Origin of the sequence: Paenibacillus sp. IHBB 3054, from assembly GCF_051594305.1 — a bacterium.
Taxonomy (GTDB): domain Bacteria; phylum Bacillota; class Bacilli; order Paenibacillales; family Paenibacillaceae; genus Paenibacillus_AQ.
Window position 1 is genome coordinate 1 of sequence record NZ_JBOFBG010000036.1, and the last position, 12,355, is coordinate 12,355.

General features: G+C 40.5%; 13 protein-coding genes. 7 read left to right on the forward strand and 6 right to left on the reverse strand.

Translation table 11 applies throughout. The features are described from left to right. Positions 1–21: 21 nt before the first annotated feature. The 4 genes from ACQ76X_RS27315 to ACQ76X_RS27330 all read right to left on the reverse strand — a co-directional run bounded on the left by ACQ76X_RS27315 (position 22) and on the right by ACQ76X_RS27330 (position 3,912). Complete coding sequence (locus tag ACQ76X_RS27315) at positions 22–1,476, reverse strand: nicotinate phosphoribosyltransferase (RefSeq protein ID WP_438496938.1); 1,455 nt, start codon at positions 1,474–1,476, stop codon at positions 22–24. A 66-nt stretch (positions 1,477–1,542) separates the two neighbouring features. Next, on the reverse strand, positions 1,543–2,121 hold the full coding sequence (locus ACQ76X_RS27320) for a hypothetical protein (protein WP_438496939.1): 579 nt from the start codon (positions 2,119–2,121) through the stop codon (positions 1,543–1,545). A gap of 24 nt (positions 2,122–2,145) precedes the next feature. Further along, the gene (locus tag ACQ76X_RS27325) at positions 2,146–2,988 is read right to left on the reverse strand and encodes a Sir2 family NAD-dependent protein deacetylase (RefSeq protein ID WP_438496940.1); all 843 of its coding nucleotides are present in this window, start codon (positions 2,986–2,988) and stop codon (positions 2,146–2,148) included. A 45-nt stretch (positions 2,989–3,033) separates the two neighbouring features. After that, positions 3,034–3,912, reverse strand: coding sequence for a hypothetical protein (locus ACQ76X_RS27330; RefSeq protein ID WP_438496941.1), 879 nt, complete (start codon positions 3,910–3,912; stop codon positions 3,034–3,036). Positions 3,913–4,266: 354 nt separating this feature from the next. Here ACQ76X_RS27330 and ACQ76X_RS27335 point away from each other — a divergent pair, with 354 nt between their 5' ends. After that, the gene (locus tag ACQ76X_RS27335) at positions 4,267–4,608 is read left to right on the forward strand and encodes a winged helix-turn-helix transcriptional regulator (protein WP_438497014.1); all 342 of its coding nucleotides are present in this window, start codon (positions 4,267–4,269) and stop codon (positions 4,606–4,608) included. Positions 4,609–4,827: 219 nt separating this feature from the next. On the opposite strand, the gene ACQ76X_RS27340 is transcribed toward ACQ76X_RS27335, so the two are convergent. Then, positions 4,828–5,382: a cysteine hydrolase family protein gene (locus ACQ76X_RS27340; protein ID WP_438496942.1), complete on the reverse strand. Its 555-nt coding sequence runs from the start codon at positions 5,380–5,382 to the stop codon at positions 4,828–4,830. A 190-nt stretch (positions 5,383–5,572) separates the two neighbouring features. Here ACQ76X_RS27340 and ACQ76X_RS27345 point away from each other — a divergent pair, with 190 nt between their 5' ends. Beyond that, entirely contained in the window at positions 5,573–5,800 is a 228-nt protein-coding gene (locus ACQ76X_RS27345; protein WP_438497015.1) for an Lrp/AsnC ligand binding domain-containing protein, read from the forward strand. 24 nt (positions 5,801–5,824) lie between these two features. Here ACQ76X_RS27345 and ACQ76X_RS27350 read toward each other — a convergent pair whose 3' ends face one another. Further along, entirely contained in the window at positions 5,825–6,610 is a 786-nt protein-coding gene (locus ACQ76X_RS27350; RefSeq protein ID WP_438497016.1) for an MBL fold metallo-hydrolase, read from the reverse strand. Positions 6,611–7,458: 848 nt separating this feature from the next. Between ACQ76X_RS27350 and ACQ76X_RS27355 the strand changes: the two genes are divergently transcribed. From ACQ76X_RS27355 to ACQ76X_RS27375, 5 genes are all read left to right on the forward strand, one after another. Then, the gene (locus ACQ76X_RS27355) at positions 7,459–8,187 is read left to right on the forward strand and encodes a response regulator transcription factor (protein WP_438496943.1); all 729 of its coding nucleotides are present in this window, start codon (positions 7,459–7,461) and stop codon (positions 8,185–8,187) included. A gap of 28 nt (positions 8,188–8,215) precedes the next feature. Next, positions 8,216–9,058: a sensor histidine kinase gene (locus ACQ76X_RS27360; protein ID WP_438496944.1), complete on the forward strand. Its 843-nt coding sequence runs from the start codon at positions 8,216–8,218 to the stop codon at positions 9,056–9,058. Continuing rightward, the gene (locus tag ACQ76X_RS27365; RefSeq protein ID WP_438496945.1) at positions 9,055–9,711 is read left to right on the forward strand and encodes a response regulator; all 657 of its coding nucleotides are present in this window, start codon (positions 9,055–9,057) and stop codon (positions 9,709–9,711) included. The genes ACQ76X_RS27360 and ACQ76X_RS27365 overlap by 4 nt, the downstream gene beginning before the upstream one ends. A gap of 274 nt (positions 9,712–9,985) precedes the next feature. After that, positions 9,986–11,338, forward strand: coding sequence for a cytochrome ubiquinol oxidase subunit I (locus ACQ76X_RS27370; RefSeq protein WP_438496946.1), 1,353 nt, complete (start codon positions 9,986–9,988; stop codon positions 11,336–11,338). Beyond that, on the forward strand, positions 11,335–12,351 hold the full coding sequence (locus tag ACQ76X_RS27375; protein WP_438496947.1) for a cytochrome d ubiquinol oxidase subunit II: 1,017 nt from the start codon (positions 11,335–11,337) through the stop codon (positions 12,349–12,351). Before ACQ76X_RS27370 ends, ACQ76X_RS27375 begins: the two co-directional genes overlap by 4 nt. Positions 12,352–12,355 lie beyond the last annotated feature (4 nt).

A 12,355-nucleotide genomic window follows, 5' to 3' on the forward strand; every position in this document is an offset into this window, starting at 1 on the left:
AATGGGTTATCCCTTATATAATTACAGATTCCCTGTTGATTTTTTTGCTTCCTCTATGTTTTTCATTTTGTTGTTCCAACAAGCTTGACTTAAATTCACAGGATATTCGGCTGGATATAGTGAACGTTTGTATTCTTCCCATAAAAGATCAAGTTGTTGCTTTGCAAAAAGTTGGATTTCTTGAACCTTTGGACATTCATACACAAGTTTGCCATTGTCGAAAATCACTTCGTGCAAATCTATCGCCGTAAAATTTTCGACTTCTTTCCTAATATACGTATGCACTGGATGAAACATATGAAGTTCCGATTCTTTTTTCGGTTGTTCATAGGCAAGGGCAATATAATCGCCTTCTGATTTTTTCGTATGGTTGTTAATAATGCGATACACCTTTTTTATTCCTGGTGTTGTGACTTTTTCATGGCTTGCAGAAATTTTGATTGTATCTCTCATCTGTCCATTTTCGTCTTCAATGGATACCAATTTATACACAGCTCCTAAGGCAGGTTGGTCAAAGGCAGTTATACCTTTGGTTCCAACTCCCCATACATCAATTTTTGCTTCTTGAGCTTTTAAATTCATGATCGTGTATTCATCGAGATCATTTGAAGCATAGATTTTAGTGTTAACAAATCCAGCTTGGTCTAATAATTTCCTTGCCTCTTTGGAGAGGTAACCCAAGTCCCCGCTATCTATACGAATACCGGCAAAATTGATGTTGTCACCTAATTCTTTTGCCACTTTTATTGCCGTCGGAACACCTGAGTTTAGCGTGTCGTACGTATCCACTAGGAAGACGCAATCCTTGTGACGTTTTGTGTATTTATGGAAAGCGATATATTCATCTCCATATGCTTGTACAAAGGAATGAGCATGTGTTCCTGAAACAGGCAAACCAAATAATTTACCTGCTCGAACATTGCTTGTACTAGAGAACCCACCAATATAGGCAGCTCTCGTACCCCATAGGGCAGCATCGAATTCATGTGCACGTCTAGTACCCAACTCGGAGATGGGCTGGTCACCCGCAACTTGTTTGATTCGGGAAGCTTTGGTTGCGATGAGTGTTTGATAGTTCACAATATTTAATAAGGCCGACTCAATAAGTTGTGCTTCTATTAAAGGTGCTTCGATACGAAGGATAGGTGAATTTCCAAATACAACCTCTCCTTCTCTCATGGCACGAATGTTTCCTGTAAAACGTATAGTTCTCAAAAAGTCAACAAAGTCTTCTTGATAGCCAAGTTCTTTTAAATAATTCAAGTCAATTTCAGTAAAACGAAATGCTTGTATATATTCTATAATTCTTTCTAATCCAGCAAAAACCGCATATCCGTTTCCAAAAGGCAATTTCCGAAAATATAAATCAAATACCGCTTTTTTGGTATGAATATTGTCTGCCCAATAGGATTCAGCCATATTGATTTGGTACAGGTCCGTGTGTAGGGCGAAGCTATCGTCCACATAATTCTTCATAATAATTACCTCCTAACCTAACAAAATACGGTCAGGTTTGTTCACTATACATCGTTATTTATGACATTAGTTTTTAGTTTCTTTACTTTGACGTAAGAGATGTTTAGCAAACTCAACGAGTCGGCGTGCTTCTTCAGTCCGAAGAAAATTCACATCCAAACCGTTTGGACCTAAACGAAAACGATCCAGTGCGTCGGCATCCTTAAAAATTTGATAGAGCAGTTTAGCCTTTTCATGATCACTACACGAAATTTCAATCTCTGACAAACCAAGTGAATCATGTTGATCGTGGTAATAGATCATAAAATACGTTTGTTCATCATAGGGTAATTCGTTTGCATCGCAATATTCTTTGTAATACGCTGCTCCCCGGCTACCATGCCCTTGATCAATACCATCATCCAACCGACGAGTATCATGGAAAACAGCCGCCATACCGAGTGCATCTAGTCCTTTATCTCGAATTCCTTTTTGGTGCCCGATGATAAGAGCCAGTAACAGCACGCGTGCACTATGCGTTTTCGTATGCCATTCACTATCTGGCAGCCAAAACTCGACGTTTTCCTCCATTAATGTATACCATCGTTCGTAATACTCTTTAATTGGATGGAAATTTGGCTCATTTAGAACATTTGCTAAAAGCATATTTATTCTCCCATCTGCATTGGTTTATTTCAGCTGAACTAATTGCTCTAAAACCGCGGAGATATCCCCATCGATTCCAATTGATTTGGAGGCGATTTCTTGCGGAATATAAATTTCTCCTTTATTCAGCGTAATATACGTCGCGTGTTCCTCGTTGTTCGTGATATTCATAAATGGTGCTTTAATCAACTGGTTTCTAAAACCTACACCTAATTCGAGCAATACTAATTTTGTGCCGTGAGCGGTCTCGATAAAATTCTGATACGCTTCATAACTTGCTTGCCAAGATGTATCTCTTAAGAAATTGCGGTCAACTTCTACATGCATTTGCATCGGACCGCCACATTTTGGACACTGTGGAATCAGGTCTGAAGGTACTTTTCCATTTTGCTGTTTTTGTGCCATTTCACGTAATACGTTATCACCTGAATAAATATCATCATGACAGCTGTTAGAACACTGTAACTTACGACAATTACCTTCAAATTCGAAAAGACGTTCTTGTGAAAAACCTGCCAATTCAAAGTGAGCATCCGTATTCGATGTAATAACAAAATAGTTTTTATCTTTTACTAGTTCATATAGATTTTTCATTGCAGGACTAACTTCCTCGTTCTCTAAAAAGCACATGTACATCCGGCTAAAAAATGCCCACTTTTCTTCTTGAGAAGGGAAGGGATAAAAAGCTCCTTGCAGGATACTGCGAATGCCGTACTTTTCACGAAAATCACTGAAATTCTCTAGAAATGCCGCATTCTCTGCGAAAATATTATAGCCTCCTGAAATGGCAAGACCGTTACTAGCACCAATGACAATGCTGTCAGCTTCTTCAATTTTTTTTAAGACTGTTGCATATGTTTCTTTCATAAGTTCCTCCAATTAAAATACTTGATTCTAGGTACGAAACCGTACTTATTCGATATTTCCTGTCCGTTTTTCTTGCTCGTTCACAGCAGTTTTCAATACTTGAGCAATGTCCTCATGAATCGCGATTCCTTTATCCATAAGCTCAACTGGCAATATTGCATCGTTTGGATTAATCGTAATATAATAGGCATCTGGCCAGTTATATGTCATATTCCAGAAAGGCTCTTTAATGAACATCGGAGTCATTTTTCCAACACCTAATTCTAAAAACAGCACCTTTTTATCTTTGTTTTTTATCAGAAACTCATTATATTTTTTAAGTTCGGTTCGATAAGCAGTACCTTCTAAAAATACATATGAGCGAACCCATGGCTCCATATCGCCTCCGCATTTTGGACAGGTTGGAATCAACTCGGTAGGTATACTTGTTCCTTCAATGTTTGCAAACATTTTTTCAACCATATCTTTATTAAAATAAACATGGTCATGACAACGATCGTTACATTGAAAATAACGTGAATCCCCTTGAATCGGTGCAACCTTATCTTGAGGGAAAACCTTAGAAAACTGTGCATCTTGATTCGTTGTCACAATGAAATGATTTTTGCCTTCAAGCAATTTTTCTAAATCAAGGTAGGGTTGACCAGCTTCGAGCTCATGTACGCCCTTCTGATATAATGTAGCTAGGTAAGCCCAGCGTTCCTCTTTCGTTGGGAAAGGGTGATAAAATCCATAAAATAAATTTTCGATTCCGTATTTTTTTGCGTATTCCCCAAAATGCTTATTGAACAACTCTCCGGTCTGATAATAGCTGTATCCAGCAGCTTCCGACATACCAGCAGCTCCGCCAACCACGATCGCGTCCGCTTCTTCCATTTTCTCAAGTAATATGTCGATATTGTTATTGTTCTGTTGTAATAACATTATTTAATTTGTCCTCCTAATATGGTTCGTCAATTTCGTATCCTGATGTTCTAGGATTTAAATATATTATATAATATGTATACTCTTACGAACAAGTATGCACTTTTAAGACACATACTATCTAAAAAGATAGTATGTGTCTTAAAATTAACCACTATAAAAATGATCCTCACTATAACTGGCGCATTCACGCATTGATAAGCTATCTATGTACATACTAAAATCGGGGGATGAAATGTATCTTCATTTAGAAACACCGCTTTACTAGACTATAAACATATAATATAGTTAACACATAATAAAGAATGCGTATGCAACTTATTAACGTATACTATCTGGGAGGATAGCATGAATATGAATATTAATAACTCAGTTACGAATAACGATGAGTCCAAGGAGCCGTTTTTTGGATACACTTTATCTATTATTAGCGGTAAGTGGAAACTGCTTATTATTTACCATCTATCACAAAACGTTGAAGTTCGTTATAACGAACTTCAACGTATGTTAGGAAAAATTACTTATAAAACCCTTAGTACTACATTAAAAGAAATGCAAAATGATGGTTTAATTCATCGGGAGGAGTATCCGCAAATCCCTCCAAAAGTGGAATATAGTCTAACTGAAAAGGGACAAACGCTTTGGCCACTCATTCAGGAAATGTGCCAATGGGGAGAACATTATAAAGAAGATTAAAGAAAATAGTAGCTCTAGCTAGATATTGAAATGTGCCCGTTAGAATAGACATTGGAAACCCCGTTGGTTATCCCGATATTCTATTGGGTGCATTTTTTATGGCAATCAAAGGATAAAAAAAGCCCTAACTGGACTGGCTGTTCACAGCGATCGTCCAGTTAGGGCTTATGTTTATCTAGCAGAGAGGGTTCGTTCTTTTAACCACTCTTTTTAATTTAATTAGTTGTTCAGTTGCAGGAAGTCCGCCGTCGAAACTACATTGCAGTACATACCGTTAAGAGCGCTGATAAACGCATAATGAACTTGCTCAGCGGGTACGATTTTATCTTGATAAGATAATTCTTTTGTTGCACAAGCATCTTCAATAAGTGTAGTTTCATAGCCTAGATCTACTGCAGCTCTAACTGTTGCATCAATACACATATGTGTCATCATACCTACAACGACTAACTTGGTAATTTCTTTTTCTTTTAATTTTTGCTCTAATTCTGTATTTAAAAAGCTGTTAGGGAATTGTTTGATGATGATACTTTCGTGTTCCAATGGTTGAACAGATTCATTTATCTTAACTCCCTCTGTACCTGGCACAAAGAAGCCTAATGCTGGGTCACTTGCGACATGTTGAACATGGAAAATATGATCTTTGTTATTCTGTCTGAACCACTCAAGGATTTTAGCTGCATTAGCAGCAGCTTTTTCAGGGTTACTTAATTCCATGTTTCCATTTGGAAAATAGTCATTTTGGATATCAACAATAATTAAAGCAGTGCTCATTTTTTCCACCTCGTTAATAGTTTTAGTATAATAAATGATAAATAAGTTCATGATTTTTATCGATACTTTGATGAAAGACTTTTGCACCTAATCATTTCATGATGAAAGGAAGTTTATATGGAAAGCCTACTCTCTAATCGTAGATGAAATGAAAATAGGATTCTCTTATACAACGTTTGTCATTATTTATATGAAAACAGCGAATCATGAATCATTTATACGCTTTATTTATGAACAAAAAGAGGTAGTAGAAGCTCACCGAGTATCGGGTGAGGGTTGTTACCATTTGAAAATAAAAGTAGATTCTCAAGAACAATTGAATGTTCTTCTTAATAAAATTCTTGATTATGGCAATTACACAATGTACCTATCTATACAAAACATTAAAAAACGCAATCCACTGACTACTTTATTTTAAGAACAATAGGAATACTAGCAGTACTTAGTTATTAGCTGCATCTTCTCCAAATGAGTATGATTCTCCATCATCTGGTACCAATACACTAGACTGGATTCCTTTTTCGTTGATAAAGTTCTTTAACTCTTCTCTGGACAGACCCCAATGGTTAACTGCTTCTAGATGGCTAACAACGATGGTTGCTTCAGGGGCAGCCTTGTATACTTCATATATGTCTTCTTTCCCCATAATAAGAGGGCCACCTTCATCAAATTGGTTTTCGCCACCATTTAGCAAAATAATTTCTGGTGTATAGGTATCAATGATATCTTGTACTTCTTCATACCAAACGGTATCACCAGCTAAATACACGGTTTTTTCTTCTGGATGTTGGAATACAACTCCCATAACATTACCAGCGAGCGTTGCCATTTCTCCATGTCCGTGACGACCATCAACTTCAGTAAGTTCAACTCCATTAAAGTTGATCGCTACTTCTTCTTCCATGACTTCAATATTCGTGAACCCTGCTTCTTTGGCTAATTTAGCATCCTCTTCATCTTGCATAAACATCTTAATGTCTTTAGGCAGCTGATCTTTTGCTGCTTGGTCAAAGTGATCCTCATGTGTATGAGTTATGATGACAGCATCTACCCCATCAAGAATCTCATCAACGGACATTGGTAATTCAACGATTGGATTTCGATCATCTCTTGCGGCAGGAAGGAAAGGATCAAATTCACCTTTTTTTGATAACATCGGATCAACCAAGAACGTTTGACCACCGTATTCTAAGGTAACTGTAGCATTTCGGATTTGTTGAAAATTCAGTTCATGCTCTTGTTGTTGCTGTTGTTGAGAAGCATTTTGGTCCTCTATGGGTTGTGCCTCCTGCGGGGTTCCGCAAGCAGCTAATAATGCACTCATCAATACCGCTGTCATTGTAAGCATAGCTGGCTTTTTAAACTTTTTCATCTTAATAGAACCTCATTTCAAATTGTAAGTAAATTTTTATAATCATTTTTTCATCTAAACTCAGAACATAATGACACAATGGGGGGACTTGTTCTGAATGCAGTAGATGAGAGGTGAAACTCTCGCTAATTCCACCTGATAGCCGGCTTATGCTAATTCTTCTTTTACATTGCTCCTTTCTTTATGTCTTTTTCACAGGGGACTGAATGTATTATATAGTCGGTATAGTTAGACGAGCAAGTACGCACTTTTATGATATATACTATCTATTATGACAGCGTAAGACGTCCTCATATGAAGAGATTTATCTGAGTGTATGTTGATTTTTCTTTGGATTAAGATATATACATCATCTGGTGACTACATAGCGGTAAAGAAGAAATTATTAAAAAAAGAGCAATTCTCTTAATGAGAGCCGCTGCTTTAGTTCAAAGAAGTGCTTATTCGATTGCCTTCAGGCAAAGAAGCATTAGCAGGCTTCGTAGTCGGACTATATGACAAGACATAAGCCGGGCATCCGTACCAAGAAAGAGTGCCAAACAAACAGCTTAATTGCGTTAACGAACTCGAGTTTGTTCATAGATTAGATATATTTTGATTTGGGATCATTATATTCATAGCTCCATTGAGCCATGTTGAGTATTTAAAAAACACGTATGCTTAATTTTAGATATAAAGAAGGCTTGGAAGGAGGAGTACCGCAAATGGAGAATGTAAATTCAAACAATAATATACTCATCGTGGATGGTGACAGGCAAGTCCGTAAGTTGCTGCGTGTTTATTTTGAACTTGAGAAATATAATATAGAGGAAGCCGAGCAGGGAGCAGAGGCGTTATATAAAGCGCTGAGAACCCGCTATATTATGGTTATATTAAACTGGCAGTTATCCGATACCAGCGGGGAAGAGCTATGCAGGCATTTCAAACTGATAGGAACCGCCCCGCTAATCATGTTTATTGGCAAAGCGGATGAGAACGAACGGATACAGGGATTTATGGCCGGTGCAGATGATTTTATTGACAGGCCTTTCAGTCCTAGGGAGGTTGTCGGACGAGCCAAGGCAATGATTGGCCGGTTTACAGGAGTTGTGGTGCCCCAGGGAGCTCAGTCGCATGAAGAGATAACGATATCCTCCATTACTATTGATCCCAGAGCAAGAAGAGTCACCGTGAAAGGGAAAGAAATTCACTTCACTCTAAAGGAATATGAGCTTTTCTATTTTCTGGTAAAGCATGAGGGAGAGGTCTTTTCCAGAGAGAATTTACTGTTAAAGGTATGGGGCGGAGATCATAAGAGATTCGCGGATCATCGTACAGTAGATACTCACATTAAACGGGTAAGACATAAGCTATCGGGCGCATTCTCTGAACGAAACGGACTCATTCAAACCGTATGGGGTTACGGATACATGCTGAGCTTTAAATCGATGTGAACATATCATTGAGGAGGGGAATATGCAAATGACCTATAAACAGATTAAATGGATGATTCTTTTAATTCCTACGTTTACGGTCGGGGTATGGGAATATATCAGGCATCAATTTTTATTACCTTATATTTCTATGGAATTAGGAAACTGGCTCACACCGTTGATAGTTTATCTGGTAAGTATGACCCTGCTTAATAAGATGTTTCGTATGCTGGAGCACATTCAGAAGGAGCTTGAGGTGGAACGTAACGCAACAACCGTGCTTGAAGCCAGAGAACAGCTGGCCAAGGAACTACATGACGGAATTGCGCAATCGTTATTTCTGCTCTCCGTCAAAGTAGACCGTCTGGAAGAACATGTAGTGGATAAAGATCGGCACCTCCATGACGTGCAACAGATCCGTAAAACAGTCCACGAGGTAAACCGTTATGTGCGCCAGGCCATAGCTGATTTAAAGTATGAGCCTATGGAAGAAAAATCAATTTTATCTCATGAATCTATGGAGTCTAAGTTGAAAAAGATGGTAGTGGACACTCCTGTGCAATTTAGTGTGAATTGGTCGATACCGGACAGTATGTTGTCCCCGAAAGAAAAAGTTGAACTGCTTGCCTGTGTTCGGGAGGCTGTCGTCAATATAGAGAAGCATTCAGGGGCTACACACGGCTGGATTGTGGGAGAAGGAGACCCGCACCGGTTCAAGGTTATGATTAAAGATGATGGACGGGGATTTGTAGACAACCCATTTATGTTTAAGGACCGTTTCGGATTAAATATCATGAAGGAAAGGGCGGAGGAGATGAATTGGAAAATGGAATTTCGTCGGGATCATTTGTACACTGCAGTAGAATTAATGAAAGAGGGTGAGGGCAAATGAGGCACACGCGTGTACTGGTTGTCGATGATCACATACATGCAAGGGAGGCTATTTGTGATATTTTGTCCCTTGACCCGAGCTTTGAAGTAGTTGGAGTAGTGACTAATGGACAGGAAGCCATAGAATTCACCGCAGAGTGGCTGCCGGATTTGATCCTGATGGATATCCAGATGCCCGGAATGAACGGGCTTGAGGCTACACAGAAAATCAAACTGATGTTCCCCTATGTGAAAATTGTAATGATAACAGTGTCAGATGACCTGATTCATTTGCTGGAAGCTTTAAAGCGGGGTGCCCAAGGGTATCTCTTGAAGAATCTTGCACCTTCAACCTGGATTGAATATTTGCACTCTATAGTCCATGAAGAAGCGCCCTTAAGCCGGGAAGTCGCCTATCAAATTTTGAAGGATGTCTCCTTAACTGCAGTCAAGGAGCCGCAGGTAAACTTAACTGCGAGAGAGCAGGATATTTTGAATGGGGTAGCCACGGGCTGGACGAACAAAGAAATTGCTGAGAATTATGGAATTTCGGAATACACGGTGAAGAATCACCTTAAGAATATTCTGCAAAAGCTGCAGGTACAGAATCGTGTGCAGCTTACACGCTATGCACTGGAAAAAGGACTTATTTCAGACGAGTATAATCGTCTGTAGTAAGTCCTTTTTATTGGTTTAAACAGAAACTTCGATAAGTATAAAATAATTATGAAATGACATATGTCACACTTCATTCATAAAATAGCGTGTTTTCACAAAAAAGACTCACTATAGAAGAAAGTTAGACACATTGCCCCCCTCGTTCGAGCCATACAGTGTTTCCCTAAAATCTTTATACTTGTGAAATAAAGCACAGCAGAGTGGAGAAAATAGCAAAGAGGTTCTAGATTTTGCTGGGCTTAATTCGGAAGATTGAGGGGGGAATGTATTCGTGATTATTGATACAGTGATGTGGAGTAAATGGTTAACAGGAATGACGTTAGCATTTCACACCATTTTTTCCACGACTGGTGTCGGTGTCCCATTGATGATAGCCATTGCCGAATTCGTCGGGATAAGAAAGAAAGACCATCATTACATTCTGATGGCCAAAAGATGGTCACGCGGATTTATTATTTCAGTAGCTGTTGGCGTAGTGACCGGAACGGCGATTGCCTTGCAGCTTGCGCTTGTCTGGCCGAAGTTCATGCAGTTAGGCGGGAACGTAATCGCACTCCCCTTATTTATGGAGGTTTTCGCCTTCTTTTTTGAAGCCATTTTCTTAGGGATTTATTTGTACACCTGGGGGCGGTTCCGCAACCCGTATATTCACTTGCTGCTGACGATTCCGATTGTCGCCGGGGCAGGCATGTCCGCAGTATTCATCACGACGGTGAACGGATTTATGAATCAGCCCGGAGGCTTTGTAATGGAAGCCGGGCAATTCACGGCAGTTAATCCGCTGCAGGTGATGCTCAATACGGCAACGCCTTCGAAGGTATTCCATGTCTTAACCTCTGCCTACTTGACGGGCGCTGCCTTGCTTGCGGGAATTGCGGCTTACACTATTCTGAGAAGGGGAGTCTCAGCCTACTCCAAGAAAGCCTTGAAGCTGATGATGACAGTTGTTGTGGCGTTCAGCCTGCTGACAAGCCTTGCCGGAGATATGTCAGCCAAGTTTCTGGCGGAGCATCAGCCGGAGAAGCTGGCGGCAGCAGAATGGCACTTCGAAACCGAACGCGGCGCAGATTTGATTCTGCTGGGCTGGCTTAATGCAGAGAACGAGATTCTGGGGGCGATTCACCTTCCGAAAGCGCTAAGCTTCCTGGCGTTTGGAGACTTTAACGCTGAGGTCACGGGTCTTGAAGAGTTCCCGCTTGACGAACACCCGCCGCTTATTGTCCACTATTTGTTTGATTTTATGGTTCTGAGCGGAATGGTTATATTGGGCATTGGACTGCTGTACTTCCTCTTCTTGTTCTGGAAGAAACGCAATGAGCTTAACAAGTGGTTGCTCAGATCCATTGTCTTTAGCACATTCCTGGCCTTCTTGGGCATTGAATTCGGCTGGTTCTATGCGGAGCTTGGAAGGCAGCCTTGGATTGTCCGTGGATATATGCGTGTAGAGGAAGCAGCCACAACATCGCCGAATGTGAGGATTCTCTTTTTCCTCTTCCTCCTTCTTTATGTTGTAATGGGGACGATGTGTGTCATCGTACTTAGACGCCTGTTCCACAATAATCCGCCAGAGGCCGAGCTGGACAAGCTGGCACAAGCATCTATGGAAAAAGGTGAGCAACTATGATCAGCTATGAGTTGGCAGGTATTTCAGTGCTTTGGATTTTTTTGTACGGCTACTTAATTGTAGCGTCTATTGATTTCGGGGCCGGATTCTTTGCCTTCTATGCCCGCTTGACGAAACAGGATCACCTGATTAACCGGCTGATATCCCGCTACCTGTCGCCAGTCTGGGAGATTACCAATGTATTCTTTGTCTTCTTCTTTGTGGGCATCATCGGATTTTTTCCCGACACGGCTTACTATTATGGCTCTGCGCTGCTTGTTCCCGGAAGCATCGCTGTGATTCTGCTGGCTATTCGCGGCTCCTTCTATGCTTTTCAGAACTATGGCTCCAAGCAGAACATTGTATATCTGTTTTTATACGGGGCCACAGGTTTGCTGATTCCGGCTTCTTTATCGGTGGCACTGACGCTTTCTGAGGGCGGTTTTATTATAGAGAATAGCGGAACTGTCACATTAGCCTATTGGACGCTTTTGAGAAGTCCGTTGTCATGGAGCATTGTAGCATTGGCCATCGTGTCGGTGCTGTTTATCAGCAGCTCGTTCTTGGCCTACTACGCTTCAAGGGCGGAGGATCAGTCCGCGCTCAAGCTGATGCGTACCTATGCCCTGTTTTGGAGCATGCCAACGATCATTGCTGCATTTACGGCATTTGTTTTTCTTTCCCAGCATAATGAGCGTCATTTTCATAACATGATGGATTTGTGGTGGCTGCTGGGTTCGTCCGTTGCCTTTTTCATGATTGCTACATGGCTGCTGTACAACGGTCGCCGCTACGGATTGGCCTTTATCTGTGTCATGCTGCAGTTTCTCTGTGCCTTTTTTGCGTACGGGATAGGGCAGTATCCTTATATCTTGGACCCATATATCACCATTCAAAGCGGTGCCACGAACGAATCAATGGGGATAGCGCTTGTGGTAGCCTTTATCGGCGGTCTGTGTCTGCTGGTCCCGTCTCTCATTCTGGTCTTCAGGTTATTCCTGTTTGATGCGGATTATGTAAAAGGCAAAAAATAAAGGA

Bases quoted from the DNA above. Each gene is read 5' to 3' on its own strand.
- ACQ76X_RS27330 (WP_438496941.1), bottom strand. From the start codon at position 3,912: ATGTTATTACAACAGAACAATAACAATATCGACATATTACTTGAGAAA.
- ACQ76X_RS27315 (WP_438496938.1), bottom strand. From the start codon at position 1,476: ATGAAGAATTATGTGGACGATAGCTTCGCCCTACACACGGACCTGTAC.
- ACQ76X_RS27325 (WP_438496940.1), bottom strand. From the start codon at position 2,988: ATGAAAGAAACATATGCAACAGTCTTAAAAAAAATTGAAGAAGCTGAC.
- ACQ76X_RS27360 (WP_438496944.1), top strand. From the start codon at position 8,216: ATGACCTATAAACAGATTAAATGGATGATTCTTTTAATTCCTACGTTT.
- ACQ76X_RS27355 (WP_438496943.1), top strand. From the start codon at position 7,459: ATGGAGAATGTAAATTCAAACAATAATATACTCATCGTGGATGGTGAC.
- ACQ76X_RS27345 (WP_438497015.1), top strand. From the start codon at position 5,573: ATGAAAACAGCGAATCATGAATCATTTATACGCTTTATTTATGAACAA.
- ACQ76X_RS27320 (WP_438496939.1), bottom strand. From the start codon at position 2,121: ATGCTTTTAGCAAATGTTCTAAATGAGCCAAATTTCCATCCAATTAAA.
- ACQ76X_RS27375 (WP_438496947.1), top strand. From the start codon at position 11,335: ATGATCAGCTATGAGTTGGCAGGTATTTCAGTGCTTTGGATTTTTTTG.
- ACQ76X_RS27340 (WP_438496942.1), bottom strand. From the start codon at position 5,382: ATGAGCACTGCTTTAATTATTGTTGATATCCAAAATGACTATTTTCCA.
- ACQ76X_RS27335 (WP_438497014.1), top strand. From the start codon at position 4,267: ATGAATATTAATAACTCAGTTACGAATAACGATGAGTCCAAGGAGCCG.
- ACQ76X_RS27365 (WP_438496945.1), top strand. From the start codon at position 9,055: ATGAGGCACACGCGTGTACTGGTTGTCGATGATCACATACATGCAAGG.